This window comes from Modicisalibacter tunisiensis (assembly GCF_020148005.1).
Lineage (GTDB): Bacteria > Pseudomonadota > Gammaproteobacteria > Pseudomonadales > Halomonadaceae > Modicisalibacter > Modicisalibacter tunisiensis.
This window is the reverse complement of sequence record NZ_JAGXFD010000001.1, coordinates 2,622,605-2,640,848: the sequence shown is the minus strand read 5'-3', so window position 1 is coordinate 2,640,848 and position 18,244 is coordinate 2,622,605. Positions and strand designations below refer to the sequence as shown.

General features: G+C 67.1%; 14 protein-coding genes and 1 pseudogene. 11 read left to right on the top strand and 4 right to left on the bottom strand.

Annotation, left to right across the window (positions count from 1 at the left end):
- Positions 1-85: 85 nt before the first annotated feature.
- The 9 genes from can (at position 86) to KGQ91_RS12305 (ending at position 10,221) form a co-directional block, all read left to right on the top strand.
- The gene (gene can / locus KGQ91_RS12345; RefSeq protein ID WP_224414936.1) at positions 86-742 is read left to right on the top strand and encodes a carbonate dehydratase; all 657 of its coding nucleotides are present in this window, start codon (positions 86-88) and stop codon (positions 740-742) included.
- Positions 743-977: 235 nt separating this feature from the next.
- Positions 978-2,567, top strand: a complete 1,590-nt coding sequence (locus KGQ91_RS12340) for an ABC transporter substrate-binding protein (protein ID WP_224414937.1) — start codon at positions 978-980, stop codon at positions 2,565-2,567.
- Between the two features lie 131 nt (positions 2,568-2,698).
- Positions 2,699-3,745 carry an ABC transporter permease gene (locus KGQ91_RS12335; RefSeq protein ID WP_224414938.1) on the top strand — a complete coding sequence of 349 codons (1,047 nt, stop codon included), beginning with the start codon at positions 2,699-2,701 and terminating at the stop codon, positions 3,743-3,745.
- The gene (locus tag KGQ91_RS12330) at positions 3,742-4,689 is read left to right on the top strand and encodes an ABC transporter permease (RefSeq protein ID WP_163648656.1); all 948 of its coding nucleotides are present in this window, start codon (positions 3,742-3,744) and stop codon (positions 4,687-4,689) included. Before KGQ91_RS12335 ends, KGQ91_RS12330 begins: the two co-directional genes overlap by 4 nt.
- Before the next feature lie 4 nt (positions 4,690-4,693).
- The gene (locus KGQ91_RS12325; protein ID WP_163648657.1) at positions 4,694-5,728 is read left to right on the top strand and encodes an ABC transporter ATP-binding protein; all 1,035 of its coding nucleotides are present in this window, start codon (positions 4,694-4,696) and stop codon (positions 5,726-5,728) included.
- Entirely contained in the window at positions 5,725-6,780 is a 1,056-nt protein-coding gene (locus KGQ91_RS12320; RefSeq protein ID WP_163648658.1) for an ABC transporter ATP-binding protein, read from the top strand. The genes KGQ91_RS12325 and KGQ91_RS12320 overlap by 4 nt, the downstream gene beginning before the upstream one ends.
- A gap of 127 nt (positions 6,781-6,907) precedes the next feature.
- On the top strand, positions 6,908-7,837 hold the full coding sequence (locus tag KGQ91_RS12315) for a LysR family transcriptional regulator (RefSeq protein ID WP_163648659.1): 930 nt from the start codon (positions 6,908-6,910) through the stop codon (positions 7,835-7,837).
- Positions 7,815-9,125, top strand: a complete 1,311-nt coding sequence (gene pepQ, locus KGQ91_RS12310) for a Xaa-Pro dipeptidase (protein ID WP_224414939.1) — start codon at positions 7,815-7,817, stop codon at positions 9,123-9,125. The genes KGQ91_RS12315 and pepQ overlap by 23 nt, the downstream gene beginning before the upstream one ends.
- Positions 9,126-9,192: 67 nt before the next feature.
- Positions 9,193-10,221, top strand: a complete 1,029-nt coding sequence (locus tag KGQ91_RS12305) for a hydrolase (protein ID WP_224414940.1) — start codon at positions 9,193-9,195, stop codon at positions 10,219-10,221.
- Here the strand turns inward: KGQ91_RS12305 and msrA are convergent.
- Positions 10,202-10,837 (bottom strand): peptide-methionine (S)-S-oxide reductase MsrA, encoded by a 636-nt coding sequence (gene msrA / locus KGQ91_RS12300; protein ID WP_224414941.1) that lies wholly within the window; start codon positions 10,835-10,837, stop codon positions 10,202-10,204. The genes KGQ91_RS12305 and msrA overlap by 20 nt on opposite strands.
- A gap of 14 nt (positions 10,838-10,851) precedes the next feature.
- On the opposite strand from msrA, the pseudogene KGQ91_RS16860 reads away from it, so the two are divergent.
- Positions 10,852-10,926, top strand: a pseudogene (locus KGQ91_RS16860) (SEC-C metal-binding domain-containing protein); the annotation flags it as partial.
- A gap of 42 nt (positions 10,927-10,968) precedes the next feature.
- Positions 10,969-11,331, top strand: coding sequence for a YchJ family metal-binding protein (locus KGQ91_RS12295; RefSeq protein ID WP_263478956.1), 363 nt, complete (start codon positions 10,969-10,971; stop codon positions 11,329-11,331).
- Here the strand turns inward: KGQ91_RS12295 and tamB are convergent.
- The 3 genes from tamB to KGQ91_RS12280 are packed head-to-tail and all read right to left on the bottom strand — an operon-like array spanning position 11,300 to position 18,083.
- The gene (gene tamB / locus KGQ91_RS12290; RefSeq protein ID WP_224421091.1) at positions 11,300-15,412 is read right to left on the bottom strand and encodes an autotransporter assembly complex protein TamB; all 4,113 of its coding nucleotides are present in this window, start codon (positions 15,410-15,412) and stop codon (positions 11,300-11,302) included. The two genes, KGQ91_RS12295 and tamB, sit on opposite strands and share 32 nt — an antisense overlap.
- Positions 15,376-17,232 carry an autotransporter assembly complex protein TamA gene (gene tamA, locus KGQ91_RS12285; protein ID WP_224421090.1) on the bottom strand — a complete coding sequence of 619 codons (1,857 nt, stop codon included), beginning with the start codon at positions 17,230-17,232 and terminating at the stop codon, positions 15,376-15,378. The genes tamB and tamA overlap by 37 nt, the downstream gene beginning before the upstream one ends.
- A gap of 56 nt (positions 17,233-17,288) precedes the next feature.
- The gene (locus KGQ91_RS12280) at positions 17,289-18,083 is read right to left on the bottom strand and encodes a hypothetical protein (RefSeq protein WP_224414945.1); all 795 of its coding nucleotides are present in this window, start codon (positions 18,081-18,083) and stop codon (positions 17,289-17,291) included.
- Positions 18,084-18,244 lie beyond the last annotated feature (161 nt).

Here is an 18,244-nt window from a genome sequence, read left to right as displayed (position 1 = left end):
GGGAGACCCGCTCCATTGACCCTCTCTATGCCATTGATAAAGAATGCTATCCGCCGTGCGGTCTGACCATTAAGGAGTCCTCGACATGAAAAACGAAATGAAACGCCTGCTGGAACGCAACCGTGACTGGGCCGAGACGGTCAGTCGGCAGGATCCGGACTTCTTCACCCGCCTGTCACAACAGCAGAACCCGGACTATCTGTGGATCGGCTGCTCCGACAGTCGCGTGCCCGCCAACCAGATCATCGATCTGCCGCCCGGCGAGGTCTTCGTCCACCGCAATGTCGGCAATGTCCTCAATCACAGCGACATGAATGCCCTGTCGGTGGTGCAGTTCGCCGTCGACGTGCTCAAGGTCAAGCACATCCTGATCGTCGGCCACTACGGCTGCGGTGGGGTCAAGGCCTCGATCACCGGCGGCGAGTTCGGCATCGTCGACTACTGGCTGCACCCGATCCGGGCCCTCTACAGCCAGCATCGCGAGGCCCTTCAGGACCTGCCGCTCAAGGATCAGGTCGACCGCATGTGCGAGCTCAACGTCAAGGCACAGGTCGCCAATCTCTGCCAGACCAAGATCATCCAGCGCGCCTGGCTGCGCAAGCAGCCGCTGGCCGTCCACGGCTGGGTCTATGGCCTGAACGACGGTCGCGTCACCGACCTCGACTGCACCGTCGAGGGGCTCGATCAGGTCTCGCAACTCTACCGTGTCGATCGCGTCGATCCCCTGCCCTCCGACGACTGAGCCTTTCCGGTCGCCTGCCGGCTAAATTCTGGCTGTCGTGACTGCCGCGACGGCCCGTTTTCAGGCCCTGCCTGCCCCGGTTTTCCCGCCCCTTTTCCGTGCCGAGACGGCCGCATATACGCCTAGCGCATGAGACCTGTCAGTTTTTCGATTGTGCCCCGCCCCCGGCCTCCCTATGTTGGATGGTGGACCCAAGGGTCAAACAACGAACAATCAGCCATGCATGGGTTAACACATGACATTCAAGAAAACGCTGCTTGCCACCCTGGTCGGTGCGTCGCTGACGCTGCCGATGGCCGCCCTCGCCCAGGACGTCAATGGGGACGGGAAGGACGTCACCCTGCGTGTCGCCTACGACGCCGACCCGGTGTCCCTGGACATCCACGAGCAGTTGTCCGGCGGCATTCTGCAACTCTCCCACCTGGTCTTCGACCCGCTGGTCCGCTGGACCCAGGACTTCACCTTCGAACCGCGCCTGGCCACGGACTGGGAGCAGGTCGACGATACCACCATGCGCCTGCACCTCCGCCAGGGCGTCAAGTTCCACAGCGGCAACCCCTTCACCGCCAAGGATGTCGTCTGGACCGTGGACCGCCTCAAGCGCAGCCCCGACTTTAAGGCGATCTTCGAGCCCATCGAGAGCGCCGAGGCCGTCGACGACCACACCGTCGACATCCATACCAAGCGCCCCTATCCGCTGCTGCTCAACCTGGCCACCTACATCTTCCCGATGGACAGCGAGTTCTACTCCGGCACCACAGAAGCCGGCAAGGACAAGGGCGAGATCGTCAAGAACGGCAACTCCTTCGCCTCGCGGCACGAGTCCGGCACGGGGCCGTACCGGGTCACCGCCCGTCAGCAGGGGGTGAAGGTCGAGTTCGAGCGTTTCGATGACTACTGGGACAAGGACTCCCCGGGCAACGTCGACCATATCGTCATGACGCCGATCAGCGAGAATGCCACCCGCGTGGCCGCCCTGCTCTCCGGTGACGTCGACTTCATCGCCCCGGTGCCGCCCAACGACCTGGAGCGCGTGCGCGCCGACAAGAACGTCAAGCTGGTCACCATGTCCGGCACGCGGATCATCACCCTGCAGATGAACGAGAAGCGTGTCGAGGCCTTCAAGGACGCACGGGTCAGGCAGGCCATCGCCTACGCCGTCAACCAGGAGGCGATCGCCGACCGCCTGATGAAGGGCTTCGCCACCCCGGCCGCCCAGCTCTCGCCCAAGGGCTACTCGGGCCACAACCCGAATCTCGAGCCGCGCTACGACCTCGAGAAGGCCAAGCAGCTGATGAAGGACGCCGGCTACGAAGACGGCTTCAGCATCACCATGATGGCGCCCAACAACCGCTACGTGAACGATGCCCAGATCGCCCAGGCGGTGGCGGCCATGCTGGCGCGGATCAACATCAAGGTCGATCTCAAGACCCTGCCCAAGGCGCAGTACTGGGGCGAGTTCGATGATCGCGCCGCGGATATCATGATGATCGGCTGGCACGCCGACACCGAGGACTCCGCCAACTTCTACCAGTACCTGACCGAGTGCCCGGACCCCGATACCGGGGCCGGCCAGTACAACAGCGGCAACTACTGCAACCCGGAGCTCGACAAGCTGGTCGAGAAGGCCAACCTCGAGACCGATCGTGACAAGCGCGCCAAGATGCTGCAGGCCGTGGAAAAGGGGCTCTACGACGATGCCGCCTTCATTCCGCTGCACTGGCAGGATCTGGCCTGGGCCGCCAAGAACGAGGTGCAGATCAAGCCGGTGCTCAATGTCATGAACTTCCCCTACTTGGGTGACGTGGTCGTCGAGCAGGACTGACGCACGACAGCGGTGACGGCGCGTCTTGAGCCCGCCGTCACCGGTCACCCGTTCCCGAAGCCATGGAAAGCGTCTCGACACCCCCGCGGGGGTGTCGACTGGGGCTTTCGTATCCAACAGGGCCGCAATCCATGATTGCCTTTCTGATCAAGCGACTCTTTCACGCCCTGCTGGTGATGTTCGTCATCAGCGTGGTCAGCTTTGCCATCCAGGACAACCTGGGCGATCCCATCCAGCAGATGGTGGGACAGTCGGTGCCCGAGAGCGAGCGCGCCGAACTGCGTGAGGAGCTGGGTCTCAACGACCCCTTCCTGGTGCAGTACCTGCGCTTCGCCGAGAACGCCCTGCACTTCGACTTCGGCTATTCGTACTTCTACAACGAGCCGACCACCGACGTGATCATGCGCCACCTGCCCGCCACGCTGGAGCTGGTCTTCGCGACCACCCTGCTGATCATCCTGCTGTCGGTGCCGATCGGCGTCTACAGCGCCATTCGACCCCGGGCCTGGCTGTCGCGACTGTTCATGGGGGTGTCGATCGTCGGCATTTCCATCCCGGTCTTTCTCACCGCCATCGTGCTGATCCAGATCTTCGCCATCGGCATTCATGTCTCGCTGTTCCCGGCCGACACGGCCTGGGGCGCCTGGCTCAACGACCTGCTGTCCACCAGCGGTGGCATGCCCGCCTACGGCCGAGGCGACGTGACGCACGTGTTCGGCACCTGGGACACCAACTTCGCCTCGCTGAGCAGGCTCACCTATCTGGTGCTGCCGGCGATCTCGCTGGCCTCGATCATGCTGCCGCTGTTCATACGGCTGATCCGTGCCGAGATGATGGAGGTCCTGCAGTCCGAATACATCAAGTTCGCCAAGGCCAAGGGCATCAGCATGCGCCGCATCTACTTCCTGCACGCCCTGAAGAACACCATGCTGCCGGTGATCACCGTCGGCGGCGTGCAGATCGGCACCCTGGTCGCCTACACCATTCTCACCGAGACGGTCTTCCAGTGGCCGGGCGTGGGGCTGATGTTCCTCGACGCCATCCAGCGCTCCGACATTCCGCTGATCGTCACCTATCTGATGGTGGTCGGCCTGATCTTCGTCATCACCAACACGCTGGTCGACCTGATCTACGGACTGGTCAACCCCACCGTGAAGCTCACAGGTAAACCCGCATGACGACCACGACCCAAGCTTCCCCGGTCCCCTCGCGCTGGGCCCGCTTCCGCGACTCCTACCTGGTCTACAGCTTCAAGCGCGATCTGGTGGCCCAGGTCTGCCTGGCAACCTTCGTGGCCATGGTGCTGGCCGCCGTGCTGGCACCCTGGCTGGCGCCCATGAACCCCTATGACCTGGCCCAGATCGACATCATGGCGTCCGAGTTGCCGCCCTTCTGGATCGACGGCAGCGACCCCACCTACGTGCTGGGGACCGACGCCCAGGGCCGCGATCTGCTGTCGACCATTCTCTATGGCGCCCGCGTATCGCTGATCATCGGCTTCGGCGCGGTCATCCTCCAGGCCATGCTGGGTGTCACCTTCGGGTTGCTCGCCGGTTATCTCGGCGGCCGGGTGGATGCCTTCCTGATGCGCCTGGCCGACATCCAGCTGTCGTTCTCCACGCTGATGGTGGCGATCATCGTCGGTGCGGTGATCAAGGCCTCCTTCGGCGGCGCCATCTACAGCGAGTATGCGGTGATCATTCTGGTGCTGATCATCGGCCTCGCCGAATGGCCGCAGTACGCCCGTACCGTGCGCGCCTCGGTGCTCGCCGAGCGCAGCAAGGAGTACGTCGATGCCGCCCGGGTGATGGGTTTTCGCGCCAAGCGGATCATGTTCCGCCACATCCTGCCCAACACCCTGTCGCCGATCTTCGTGATCTCCACCGTGCAGATCGCCAACGCCATCATCTCCGAGGCCGCGTTGTCGTTTCTCGGCCTGGGCATGCCCGAGACCCAGCCCTCGCTGGGCTCGCTGATCAAGTCGGGCTTCGACTACCTGCAGTCGGGCTCCTGGTGGATCACCCTGATCCCCGGCGCCGTGCTGGTGGTGCTGGTGCTGGTCATCAACCTGCTCGGCGACTGGCTGCGCGACGTGATGAATCCGCGACTCTACAAGGGCTGACGTCATGGCATTACTCGAAGTCTCCAATCTGGACGTGCGCTTCGCCCTGCGTCAGGGCGAGGTCAAGGCGCTGCGCGACGTCAGCTTCACGCTGGATCGCGGCGAGCGCCTGGGCATCGTCGGCGAGTCCGGCGCCGGCAAGTCGGTGGCCGCCTTCACCATCCTCAACCTGATCGCCAGGCCGGGCTACATCGCCGGCGGCAGCATCCGCTTCGACGATCGCGAGCTGACCACCATGAAGCCGCGCCAGTTGCAGCAGATCCGCGGCAACAAGATCTCGATGATCTTCCAGGACCCGATGATGACGCTCAATCCGGTGCTCACCATCGGCGAGCAGATGGTCGAGTGTCTCAAGGCGCACCGGCGCATCCGCACCCGGGCCGCCCGCGAGATCGCGCTGAACAAGTTGCGCCAGGTGCATATTCCCTCGCCGGAAAAGCGCCTCGACCAGTACCCGCACGAACTCTCCGGCGGCATGCGTCAGCGCATCATCATCGCCATCGCGCTGCTGCTCGACCCGGACATCATCGTCGCCGACGAGCCGACCACCGCGCTGGACGTGACCATCCAGGCGGAGATCATGTCGCTGCTGCTCGAGCTGTGCGAAAAGCACAACGTGGCGCTGGTGCTGATCACCCACGACCTGGGGGTGGTCAGCCAGGTGACCCAGCGCACCCTGGTGATGTACGCCGGCCGGGTGATCGAGCAGGGGCCGACCCGCGAGATCATCAACGACGCCCAGCATCCCTACACCCAGGGCTTGATCAATGCCCTGCCGCAGATGGCCACGCCGGGCAGCCGGCTCAACCAGATCCCCGGGGCGATGCCCACGCTGGCGAAGATCCCGCCCGGTTGCGCCTTCCACCCGCGCTGCAGCTTCGCGTTCAACGACGACGGTTCGCCGCGGCGCGACTGCCGGGAAGTGATCCCGGGCTTCGTTCGTTCGGGCAACTGCGACGTCGCCTGCCACATGGTCCGCGATCTGGTCGAGAACGACTCGGATGCCCGTGACCCCGTCGAAATCCAGGAGGCCCCATGACTCAGGTGAAGGCCAGGAGCGCGCCGCAGGCCGCCTCGGCCCAGGCGGGCGATACGCTCGTCGAGATCCGCAACCTCGAGAAGCACTTTCCGCTGTCCGGCGACTTCCTCGAGCAACTGCGCTTCAAGGGCGGCAGGCTGGTTCGCCGTCAGGAGTTCGTGCACGCCATCAACGGCGTCGACATCGACGTCAGGCGTGGCGAATCGCTGTGCGTGGTGGGGGAATCCGGCTGCGGCAAGTCGACGGTGGCGCGCATGGTGATGGGACTGCTGCGTCCCAGCGGCGGCGAGATCCGCTACGACGGCGAGCGCATCGACCACCTCTCGCCGCGCCAGTTGCTGCCCTATCGACGGCGCATGCAGATGATCTTCCAGAACCCCTATGCGTCACTGAACCCGCGCATGACCATCCAGCAGACACTCGAGGAGCCGCTGCGCTTCCACCATCCGGACTGGAAGACGCCGCAGGTTCGCGACAAGGTCGCCGAGGTCATGGACTCGGTGGGCATCGATCCCGAATGGGGCAAGCGCTTCGGCCACGAGTTCTCCGGCGGCCAGCGTCAGCGGATCGCCATTGCCCGCGCCCTGGCCGTCGATCCCGAGTTCATCGTCGCCGACGAACCGATCTCGGCGCTCGACGTGTCGATCCAGGCTCAGGTGCTCAACCTGCTGATGGACGCCCAGGAAACCCATCATCTCACCTACTTGTTCATCACCCACGACCTGGCGGTGGTCGAGCATTTCGGCACGCGGGTGGTGGTGATGTACCTGGGGCGGGTCTGCGAGGTTGCCGAGACGCACACCCTGTTCTCGACGCCCCGCCACCCTTATACCCAGGCCCTGCTATCGGCGATTCCGCGTCTCGAGGACGATCGTCCGGACTACATCCGCCTCGAGGGTGAAGTCCCCACGCCGGTCAATCTCCCTTCAGGCTGTGTCTTCCACGGCCGCTGTCCGCATGCCAACGACCGTTGCCGTCGCGAGGTCCCCGAGCTCATCGCGGCCGAAGGCACCCGGGTCGCCTGTCACGGTGTCGAGGAGGGGCGCCTCTGACGCCACGGTGATGGCACGACGCACCGCGCATGCCACAATGCCGATGCCACCCCGATACCCGGGGATGGCGTCGGCCCGGTCGACGACGCCGCCGAGGCCCGAAGCCCACCGGTAGACGAGGTACTGGATGGAGATTCGCTGGTTGGAGGACTTCATCGCGCTGGCGCATACCCGTCACTTTTCGCGGGCCGCCGAAACGCAGAACGTCACTCAGCCGACCTTCTCGCGCCGGATCAAGCTGCTCGAGGAAGAGATGGGCACCACTCTGGTCAATCGCCAGACGCTGCCGCTGTCGCTGACGCCGGCCGGCGAGGAATTCCTGCGCCTGTGCGAACAGGTCACCGAACGGGTGCGCCTGTCGCGCGAGCGCATCCAGCAGATCGCCGACGACCAGGCGCGCCGCATCGTCGTGGCCGCGCCCCAGAGCCTGCTTTCCTACGTGCTGCCCGAATGGCTGGCGCGTCATGACCTGACCCGACGCGTGGAGCCCTACCTGCGGGCCACCAGCTGGCTGCTGGCCGACTACTTCCAGGCCCTGGAGCGCGACGAGTGCGACCTGGCGCTCTGCTACTGGCCCCGCGAGCGGGTGGCGCTGGACATCGATCTCACGAACCACGAGTCCCTGGAAATCGGCACGGAAACCCTGGTGCCCGTCTGTGCGCCCGACGAGACCGGCCGGCCCCGCTTCGCCCTGCCGGGCCAGCGTCGCCACCCGCTGCCGTGCATCGCCTATCACCCGCGGGGGCTGATCCAGCGCGTGATCGAAGCTCGTCTGACCCGGCTTTCCCAGGCCGCTCACCTGGTCACGCTCAACGAAAACGTGCAAACCGCCAACATCAAGGAACTGGTCACCCTGGGCTACGGTCTCGGCTGGCTTCCCTGGCGCGCCGCCCGCCGCTCGCTGGAAAGCGGCGAGCTGGTCCGCGCCGGCGACGAGCGCTGGGACGTGGCGCTGACCATTCGCCTCTTCCGCAGCCGCCAGAACCTGCACCCCGGCCTCGATGCCCTCTGGCACCAGTTACAGGAGACCCGACATGACCCGAGCCTCAGTTCGTAACACCCGGCACGCGGCCCATCTCGACGCCCTCGAGCACGCCTACGCCGACATTCTGGCCAGCCACGGCTATGACGCCGTGCTGCTGTACAGCGGCCAGGCGCACACCTTCTTCGCCGACGACCAGCAGGCCAGCTTCGCGCCCTTCGGCCACTTCCTGCACTGGGTGCCGCAGCCCGGCATCCAGCACAGCTGGCTGCGGATACGTCCCGGGGACGCGCCTCTCCTGCGCTTTCATGCGCCAAAGGACTTCTGGCATCTCGCCCCCGAGCCGCCCACGGCGGCCTGGACACACCGCTTTGCCATCGAACCGACGCCCGAGACGGGGCCGCCGGCCACCGGCGGCGGACGGGTCGCCCTGCTCGGCGAGGTGGAGCCCTCGCTGGCCCGCGAACTCGGCGCCGAACTCAATCCGCCCGCCCTGCTCGCCGCCCTCGATGAACTGCGTCTGCGCAAGAGTGCCTACGAGATCGACCGCCTGCGCGATGCCAACCGGCTGGCGCTGGCCGGACACCGGGCGGCCCGGGATGCCTTCGAGGCCGGCGGTGCCGAACTGGATATCCAGCTCGCCTATCTGGCCGCCAGTCGCCAGCGCGAGTCCGACGTGCCCTATCAGAACATCGTCGGCCTCAACGCGCACGGTGGCGTCCTCCATTACCAGCATTACGATCTCGAGCCGCCGGCGCGACAGCTCAGCCTGCTGGTGGATGCCGGGCGACGCGACGCCGGTTACTGCGCCGATATCACCCGCACCTGGGCCGGCCGTGATGCCGACCCGCGCTTCGCGGCGCTGATCGAGGCGGTCACGCAGTTGCAGCAATCCCTGATCGACGCGATCGCCCCCGGGGTCGCCTTTCCGGACCTGCATCGGCGCATGCACGAGCAGCTCGGCGAGCTGCTCGTCGACCAGGGACTGGTATGCTGCAGTGCTGCTGCCGCCGTCGAGCGCGGCATGACCCGCGCCTTCTGCCCGCACGGGCTGGGGCACTCCCTGGGGTTGCAGGTGCACGATGTCGGCGGACGCCGTGATGCGAAGGGACGCTATCTGCCGCCGCCCCGCCAGGACCCGGCCCTGCGGCTGACCCGAACACTGGAGACCGGAATGGTGGTGACCGTGGAACCCGGCCTGTATGGCATCCCGATGCTGCTGGAGCCATTGCGCGATACATCCGCCGGGCGCGACATTGCCTGGGACGCGGTCGCCAGCCTCTACGAGCATGGCGGCATCCGCATCGAGGACAACGTGGCCGTGACCGAGACGGGCGCCGACAACCTGACGCGCGAGACGTGAACGGCCAGCGCTTGCCAGCCTGCGCTGGCAGGATATGCTGGAAAGGAAGCCGTCTGTCGAGAGTCTCATGCCACGCAATATCGTACCGGCCGATTTCGTGGCCGCCCCGGGGCTGCGCAACCGCCACGTGCAGACCCTGCTGCCCCGCTTGCGGTCCCTGACACGCGTCGAGCGGGAGACCGAAATCGTCGACCTGCCCGATGGCGATTTCGTAGAGCTGGCCTGGGTGCAACCGGCACCGGCCCGACCGGACGCCCCGCTATTCCTGCTGTTCCACGGCCTCGAGGGATCCTTCGACTCGCCCTATGCCCGCGACCTGCTCGCCACCGCCAGCCGGCTGGGGTACCGCGCGGTGTTGATGCACTTCCGCGGCTGCGGCCAGGCGCCCAACCGCCTGGCAAGGGCCTACCACAGCGGCGACACGGCGGATGCCTACTGGGTGCTCGGCCAGCTGGCCAGACGCTACCCGCAGGCCATCAAGATCGCGGCCGGTGTCTCCCTGGGCGGGAACATGCTGGTCAAGCTGGTGGCCGAGCAAGGCGGCGATGGCCTCGATCTCTCCGGCGCCATCGCCATCAGTGCCCCGCTCGACCTGGCCGCCAGTGCCGATGCCCTCAACCGCGGCTTTTCACGTGTCTACCAGCGTCACCTGCTGAGCGCGCTGAAACGCAAGGTCATGCTCAAGATGGCCGCCGGCCTGCTGCCGGACATGACCGCAGGTCGGCTGCGTCAGCTGACTACCTTCTGGGCCTACGACAACGAGGTTACCGCCCCGCTGCATGGCTTCGGCTCGGCCAGTGACTACTATCGCCGAGCGTCGGCCGGAAAGTTGCTGGGTGACGTCGAACTGCCGCTGCTGGTATTGCACGCTGCCGATGATCCCTTCATGCCGCCGGATCTGTTCGAGCGCTTGCCGGTACCCAGTGACGCCGTGCGTGTCGAGATTGCCCGTCATGGCGGACATGTGGGCTTTCTGGAGACTCACCAGCGCCGACTGGTCAGCTGGCTGTCACGCCGCGTCGCCCATCAGCTGGCGGCCTGGGCCGGCATGCCCCGGCCGGCCGGCGAATCCTGTGTCAGCCGATCGGACAGCTGACGCCGGTCCCCTTGAGGCCGCAGTGACCCCCCGGATTCTTGGCCAGATACTGCTGGTGATATTCTTCGGCGTAATAAAATTGATGCAATGGCGCAATTTCCGTCGTTATCGATGCCTTGCGAGCCTCTTCCAGAGCAGCCTGATAACGTTTCAAGCTGTCTGTAACAATGGATTGTTGAGAGAAGGTAACGGTATAAATCGCTGAGCGATACTGGCTGCCCACGTCATTGCCCTGGCGCATCCCCTGGGTGGGGTCGTGGGCTTCCCAGAACACCTGCAGCAGCTCGGGCAGCCCGATCTCGGTAGGGTCGAAGACCACGCGCACCACTTCCGCATGCCCGGTCCGGCCTGTACAGGTTTCCTCGTAGGTGGGATTAGGTGTATACCCGCCGGCGTAGCCCACCGCCGTGACATGCACGCCGGGCAACTCCCAGAACAGCCGCTCGGCCCCCCAGAAACAGCCCAGGCCCAGCACGATCTCCTCGAGCCCCTCGGGAAAAGGCGGTAGCATCGAACGGCCGTTGACGTAATGCACCCCGCTGATGGAGAGCGGCGCATCGCGTCCGGGCAGTGCCTCGTCAGGTGTCGGCATGCGCTGTTTGTCACTGATCCACATGGAGTCTGTCTCTCTTGCTAGCGAATGTTGCTCGTTCTTCGGCCTGCCCCTGCGGAAGCCGGCACCCATTCGGCGACTGCTGCGCCCCGGTGCTCGACGATGCGCACCGGGCCGGCCATCCGGAAGCCCTGATGCGCGCCCGCTTTTGCGGTTTCGTCACCGGCGCCGCCGAGTTCCTGCATGCGACCTGGGACCCCGTCCACCGGCCGGCGCTGGAAACGCTGCGCGATCCCGGCCCCCGCTGGTGTCGTCTCGATGTGGCACACAGCCATGCCGAGGGCGACCGGGGCGAGGTCCATTTCACCGCCATCGGCCGGGAATCGGGGCACTTCTTCACCCTGAGCGAGACCAGCCGCTTTCGCTTCGACGCTTCCCTTGCGCACTGGCTCTACGTGGATGGCGACGCGACCTGGCAGCGACTCGACACGGGCCGCAACGCCCCCTGTCCCTGCGGCAGCGGCCTCAAGGCGAAGCGCTGCTGCGCCCGAGACTGAAGGAATAGATCAGGTCGACCGCCTGGGCCGCGCCGGAAACCGCCTCCACATACAGGTTCTGCCACAGCTGGTAGCGCAGGGTCAGCTCGGCGATCGGCGAAAAGATGCCCACACCATAACTGACCTGCAGACCGTCGAACAGATAGCCGCTGACCACCACCTGGCTGTCGGCGCCACTGCCGGAGGTATCGACACTCAGGTCCTGCACGCCGAACGCCTGTCCCAGCTGCCCGATGGCACCACCGGTACGCGACAGCGACAGGCCGATCAGCGCCGAGGTCAACGCCCCGTCGCCGCCGCCGGTATCCTCGGGCGCCCGCCCCCGCAGCAGGTAGGACAGCGCCCGGCTCTCCGCCATCGCCGGCTCCGAGAACACCCTCAGATCGGGTTGCGCGGCCGGGCCAGTCACCCGCAGCCCGGCGATGACGCCATCCTGGGTGGTGTCGGGGTTGCGGATCGCCTCGAACTGCAACCGCGGCTCCGATGCCGGACCGCTGAACAGCACCTTGCCCTGGCGTATCACCAGGTCCTGGCCGAAGGCGCTGTAGCGCCCGTCGAGCAGGTTGACGTCACCGAACAGCTGGACCGGCCCGTTGCCCTGGCGGACCTGCAGGTCGCCGCGCAGCGAGGCACTGAGCCCGTAGGCTTCGAGTTTCACATCCGGGCCGATGTGCAGATTCACGCTGACATCCAGTTGCATGCCGACCCGGGAAAGTGCCTGGGCGGTCGCCTTGCTGGCATCGTCGGTTGCCTGCCGTGCGGCCTGACGCGCCTGCTGCCGGGCACGCGCCTCGTCCTCACGGGTGATGATCACCTCGTCGCTGCTCGGCGACACGGCCGAGGGCGGAATCTTCCCGACCTCCAGGCGTGCCCAGGGGATGGTGACATCGCCTCGTACCTGGAGGCGCTGCGGGGTCGCCAGGATCCGCAGGTCCGGCGCGACATCCAGCCGCCCGAACTCCGGCATCGCCAGCCGCAGCGGCGCCTTCACGGCGCTCAGCGAGACATCGGCACGCCACTGATCCAGGCTCGGCCAGCCCAGCTGGCCGGTCAGCGTCAGGCGTCCCCGATCGCCTGCCACGAAGCCGCTGAGGTCGGCCGAATGGCCGGCGACGCTGACAGTGACCCGCCCATCCGTCACGCTCAGCGGCAGGTCACGCCCGCCGGCCTTCAGGTCCGCGAGGGTCAGCTGTCCATCCAGCGACGGATTGCCCAGCGCGCCCGACAGCGCCAGCTGCCCATCGAGGCGCCCCTCGAGCGTCTGCAGGCTGGTGACCAGCGGTTGATAAGGCGCCAGCCGCCAGCCGTCCAGCGCCAGCTGCCCGGAGAGCGTGGCCTCGCCGGCCGGATCGGTGATGCGAGTCTGCAGATCGAGCCGCCCGGCCTCGCCCACATTGGCCTTGAGGGTCACATCGGCGGCCGCCGGCGACGCCGCCAGCGACAGGGAAAGACGCGTGACTGGCAGGGACCAGGGCTGGCCATAGGCATTTTGTCCGTCCAGGCTCACCCGGCCATTCAGATCCGCATCGGCCTTCCACTGCTGCCCGCCCTGCGACCAGTCGAGGCCCAGCGTGCCATCCAGCTGGCCGCCGGTCGCCCAGCCGTCCGGGAGTGCCGCGTTGGCGAGATCCAGCGGCAGGGCCTGCAGGGACAGTGCCACGGCACCGTTGTCGGCGCCGGCCTCGACGGGGCGCGTGGCACACAACCGCCCCCCTTCCCGACGCGCCAGGCAGAACGGCTGCAGCTGCACCTTTTGCGCGTTGAGATCGACGCTCAGCGCCGTGGCTTGCGCCAGCTGCAGATGGGCCTGGTCGGTTTCGAGACTCAGGGCCTCGAGCCGGCCGCGATAGGCATCGCGGGCAGCGTTGAGCCCGCCGGTGAGCGCCAGCTGCGCCCGGGACATCGGCATGCCCGGGGCGGCATCCACGCTCACCGTCAGGTGGTGATCGGAAAGGCGGCCCTTCAGACGGGCTTCGGCCCGGGTCAGCTGCTGACCCGCCGCGTGAACCTCGGAGGCCCGCAAGGTCACGTCCAGATCGGGATCCTCGACACCGCTCACCCGGGCGTCCAGCGCCAGCTCGGCAATCCGGTTGTCGGCAACGCGCAGGCTGTTGCCCGTCAGTGTCGCGTCGACCCGGGGCTTCTTCATCGTGCCCCCCAAGGACAGCTGCCCCCTGGCCTGCCCGCCCAGGGACGGCAACAGCGACTCCAGCGCCGGCGCATCCAGCCGGCCGCGCAGGTCCAGGGTGTCGCCGACGGTACCCTCGGCGGTCAGGCGATTCCGGCCCTGGCGCAGGTCCAGCGTATCGATGCGCCAGTGCATAGCGCTGTCGCCCTGCAGTACAGCCTGAAGCGACAATGGACGCTGCTGCAGGCTGCCGTCCACGGCCAGTTTCGGGACCGTCAGGGACCAGCCGCCGTCCGCCATAGCGAAGTGTGCCTGCGCCTGACCGTTCAGGCTGCCCTCGACCGCCGGGGTCAGCAGGCCCGGATTGAAGCGACTCAGATCGAGCCGGGCCGTCACGTCCAGCGCCGGCGACCAGCGCACCTCGCCCCGGCTGACCAGCGAGCCGCCATTCGCCGCCAGCGACAGCGGCAGCCAGTTGAAGTGCTCGCTGTCACCGTGGCCGGTCAGGCCGACCTGGACGGTGTCCGGCAGGTCGCGGCCGGACACCTGGCCCTGGAGCGCCACCCGGTAGTCACTGAGCTGCCCCGTGGCCTGGAGGGTCAGATCACGTACCCGATACTGCGGCACCTGATTCGTGTCCGCCGCGGCATCCGGCAGGGGCCAGGCCAGCGACGACGCCGTCAGGGTGGCATCGAAGGGCAGCTCGGGCGCCAGCACGTTGGCGGCGGCCTCGAGCCGCGCCGAGACCGGGCCGTCGGCGGTCAGTGTCGCCTTCAGGGCGCTCAGCGAGCCGCTTGCCTGGAGGTCGATGTGCTGCCCGGCCAGCGGCGCCTGATGCAGCGTGCCCGTCAGGTGCGCGCTCAGCGGATAGTCGCCCTGCAGCCGGACCTGCGCCGTCAGCTCGGCATCGGCCTGCGGGGCCTTCACCGTCAGGTGCTTCAGGGTCACCCGATGCGCCTGGCCCTCCAGGCTGAGTGACAGGCGATCGATGCGCTGCGGCTGGGCCCCTTCCAGGCGAAAATCCCGAATGACCAATTCCGGAATGCGGATCGGCAGCGGCAGCCGGATGTCCGGCAGTTGGCGCGGCTGCGGCGTATCGGCACTGGCGGGCGAGCCGCCGGAGGCCGCACCGGACGCGCCGTCGGGAGCGTCATCGGCGGCGTCGCCGGACACCGCCGCCATCCGAGTCTCGGCTACCTTTTCATCCGGCGTGGCTACGTCCGGCGTGGATACGTCCGACGTGGATACGTCCGGCGCAGGTGGCGCCCCCTCGGCACGCGATGCCTGCAGTGCCCGGCTCGCCGTGACGGCTGCCGGGGACAGCCCCCCGGCGCTTCGGGCGCCGGCCGGCGTCAGGGTGACGTCGGCCGCGTTCGGCAGGTGCAGCCGGGCCCCGGCCAGCTCGGTCGGTTTCAGTGTCAGGGCCTGCCGGTCGAGCCGCGCCCCGGTGCGAAAGTGCTGCCAGCTCAGGCGGGTTCCATCCGCCAGCTGCAGGTCGACGTCATCCAGCGCCAGTTCGCGCACCTCGACGGGAAACGGCACCACGACCGGCGGCAGGCCGCTCGATTCGGAGGCCGCCGGCGGCGGTGCCGCGTCGCCGGACTGCAGCTGGATGTCGGCGCCCGCGACCTGCAGGCTGTCGAGACACAGCCGGCCTTTCAGCACGCAGTCATCGGCCCAGACCAGGTGCAGGCGATCGATGGCGATATCCGCCGGGCCGGCCGTCAGGTGCAGGCCGCGCAGGGTAAAATCGTCCAGCGGTGCCCCGGCGACGGCATCGTAGCTCAGCCAGTGGCGCTGCTGCCCCTGATCGAGCAGCCATGCCGTCCCCCAGGGCGACAGCGCCAGGCCCAGCAGCAGGAAGAGCAGCCCCAGCAGCCACAGCGGCAACCAGACCAGCAGTCGCAGCAGGCCCGTCAGAACTCGGGCCCGATGGCGAAGTGCAGACGCCACGAAGACTCCTTGTCATCGAAGGGGTGAGCGATATCCAGGCGAATCGGCCCGACCGGGGACACCCAGCGGATCCCCAGCCCCGCCCCGGTGGCAAGATCCTGCGGCCACCAGGTGTTGAAGGCGTTGCCGGTATCGACGAAGGCGGCGCCCCACCAGTTGCCGGTCAGGCGACGCTGCGCCTCGACGCTGGCCACGAACAGCTGCTGCCCCCCCACCAGGTCGCCGTCGGCGTTGGTCGGCGCCAGGCTCTCGTAGGCATAGCCCCGCACGCTGCGATCACCGCCGGTGAAGAAGCGCAGCGACGGGGGGATCTTGTCGAAGTCGGGGGTCGTCATGGCGCCCAGGCTGGTGCGTCCGATGAAGCGATAGTCGCTGCCCAGCGAGCGGATCCACTGCGAATCGAGGGTCGCTCGCAGGAAGCTGGCATCCGAGCCCCAGACGGTGTCGGAGGCTGCCAGCGACAACCGCTGCCGGTCGCCCCAGGTGGGGAAGCGCGGGTTGCGGGTCCGCGTGCGGCTCCAGCTCACCCCGGGGTAGTAGAGCAGCACTTGATCCTTCTGGTTGGCCTGGCGGAAGTCCTCGTAGGTGGCATGCACGAACACCCGCTGGGTCCAGTCGTTGTCGAAGGTCCAGCGCCGCGCCAGCTCCACGGACGCCTCCAGGCTGCGGGTGTCCTTGTTGTCCTGGTTCTTCAGGCCGTACTGCAGCTCGTAGCTGTCACGCCGCGGGTTCTCCAGCGGCATGGTGTAGGTGCCGCTGAAGGTCTGCTCGGGAGCCGACAGATAAAGCGCGTGATCGAGGCTGTCGCCGTCCGCGTTGATCCACGGCTGCTTCCAGGAGAACTGCGTGCGCGGCCCGACGTCGGTCGCGTAGCCGACCCCGATCTCGAACTGGTGACGGTCGGCAGGAATCACGCTGACATCGACCGGCACCCGCGGTGGCCCCTCGGTGCCCACGCCACGCGCCGCGACGATGGCGTCGGCCGACAGCAGCGGTTCGCTGCCGGAGACCGCGGCCTCGCCGCCTGCCGGCCGATGATCCACGGCCTCCCACCAGCCTCGATGGGCCAGTGCCACGGGCTGGGTCCGCTCGATCTGCGGGCGCACGCCGATGCTGCGAAACCACCCCGTCTGTCCCAGGCGCTGATTGTATTCGGCCAGGCTGTCCGCCAGATAGGGCTCGCCGGTGGCGAAGGGCAGCAGGTTGACCAGCCGCTCCTGATCGATCTGGCTGCCACTGAAGCGGATGTCGCCGAAACGGTAGCGGGGACCGCTGTCGAAGGTCAGGTAGATGCGAGCGCTGTTCTGCCAGGGCCGCACCTCGATGCGATGGCGGGTGAAGGTGGCATCGAAATAGCCCCGCTGCAGCGCCAGCGTCGACAGGCGGCTGCGCAGTCCCTCGTAGGGCGCATGGCGCAACGGGTCTCCTTCATGCAGCGGAAACGCCTCGAGCGCCTGGGTGAAGGTCTTGTCGTCTCTGGCCTCCCCCTCGATCGACACCTCGAGATGCTGGATGATCACCGGCTTGCCGGGGGAAACCTCGATGCGGGCGCGCTCCACGTCGGGCTTGCCCTCCAGGACCACCTGAAAGGACGGCGAATAGTAGCCATAGGCCTTGAGCGCCTTGGCGGCACGCTGCTTGATGTCGTGGGTCAGGCGGTCGCGACTGTAGTCGCCGGCGGTCATGGACGCCAGATAGTGGCGGATGTTGTCGGCCGGCTCCCCGTCGATGCCCGTCACCCTGGCGTCCAGCGCCAGGACCGAGGTGCTCCAGACAAACGCCACGGCCGCCCCGTACAGGGCCAGTCGCGGATAGCGCATGAGATCAGGCCTCCCTTGCCGGCGACCGGTCATCCTGCCCCGGGACGAACGACGCATCAACCACCACGCAATGCCTCGAGCGAGGCACTCAGAGCCACCTGATTCTGACGCAGCTCGGTCAAGGACGCACGCAGGTCATCCACCTGAGAGGCCAGCTTGTCGAGCTGGGACTGTCGGGTCTGTGCCGACTGGGCCAGCGAATCCATGCGTCCGGCCAGGGTATCGAGCCGGCCCGTGGCGCTGTCCTGGGAACGCTTCAGGGTGTCCAGCCGCTCGGCCACGGTCTGGCGTGCCGTCTCCAGGCTGGACAGCCGTGTGGCCAGGGCCTGGCGCGCGGTGCCGCTTTGCTGTTCCAGCGCGGTCATCGAGCGCTGCACGGCGTTCAGGGTATCGGCCAGCGTCGAGCGCTGCTGGTCGGCGTCGTCGAGACGCCGGTTCACGGCGTCCAGAGAAGCGCGGTTCGGCGTGCGTTCATCTAGACTCTTCAGGGTCGATGTCAATTCATCCAGCCGGTCACGCAACCTGGCGCGTCCGTCGTCGACCGACGCCATGCGCTTCTCGAAGGTGGCACTCGACACGCCCTGACTGTCATCGAGGCTGTCGAGGCGCGCATGCAGATTGGACACCTGGCCGCCCAGCTCACGCTGGGTCGCCTGCCAGGCCTGACGATCCAGCCAGTAGCGGCCGGCCAGCGCCGCCAGCCCGGCCAGCAGCAGCAGGCACAGCAGCCACAACGGCCAGGTCCGGGGCCGGCGGCCGCTGACGGCGGCACGATGGCGGGGGCTGAGCTCATCTTCCGGACCCGGCACGATGGGGGCGGTCAGACGGGGTTCTTGATCATGATCCGCCATGCGGTCTCCTCGTCGGTTGGGGGGCGCGCCACCATGGCCGGCGCCGGTGTCCGTCAATCCCGAGTCGCATTATCGGAATTGGCGAGCATACCCCAGGCTGCTAATATGATGCGACAACACTTAACGCAGATGCTTGGTATTGTAAGGTTTTTTATCAAGGT

Bases quoted from the DNA above. Each gene is read 5' to 3' on its own strand.
- can (WP_224414936.1), top strand. From the start codon at position 86: ATGAAAAACGAAATGAAACGCCTGCTGGAACGCAACCGTGACTGGGCC.
- KGQ91_RS12340 (WP_224414937.1), top strand. From the start codon at position 978: ATGACATTCAAGAAAACGCTGCTTGCCACCCTGGTCGGTGCGTCGCTG.
- KGQ91_RS12335 (WP_224414938.1), top strand. From the start codon at position 2,699: ATGATTGCCTTTCTGATCAAGCGACTCTTTCACGCCCTGCTGGTGATG.
- KGQ91_RS12330 (WP_163648656.1), top strand. From the start codon at position 3,742: ATGACGACCACGACCCAAGCTTCCCCGGTCCCCTCGCGCTGGGCCCGC.
- KGQ91_RS12325 (WP_163648657.1), top strand. From the start codon at position 4,694: ATGGCATTACTCGAAGTCTCCAATCTGGACGTGCGCTTCGCCCTGCGT.
- KGQ91_RS12320 (WP_163648658.1), top strand. From the start codon at position 5,725: ATGACTCAGGTGAAGGCCAGGAGCGCGCCGCAGGCCGCCTCGGCCCAG.
- KGQ91_RS12315 (WP_163648659.1), top strand. From the start codon at position 6,908: ATGGAGATTCGCTGGTTGGAGGACTTCATCGCGCTGGCGCATACCCGT.
- pepQ (WP_224414939.1), top strand. From the start codon at position 7,815: ATGACCCGAGCCTCAGTTCGTAACACCCGGCACGCGGCCCATCTCGAC.
- KGQ91_RS12305 (WP_224414940.1), top strand. From the start codon at position 9,193: ATGCCACGCAATATCGTACCGGCCGATTTCGTGGCCGCCCCGGGGCTG.
- msrA (WP_224414941.1), bottom strand. From the start codon at position 10,837: ATGTGGATCAGTGACAAACAGCGCATGCCGACACCTGACGAGGCACTG.
- KGQ91_RS12295 (WP_263478956.1), top strand. From the start codon at position 10,969: ATGCGCGCCCGCTTTTGCGGTTTCGTCACCGGCGCCGCCGAGTTCCTG.
- tamA (WP_224421090.1), bottom strand. From the start codon at position 17,232: ATGCGCTATCCGCGACTGGCCCTGTACGGGGCGGCCGTGGCGTTTGTC.
- KGQ91_RS12280 (WP_224414945.1), bottom strand. From the start codon at position 18,083: ATGGCGGATCATGATCAAGAACCCCGTCTGACCGCCCCCATCGTGCCG.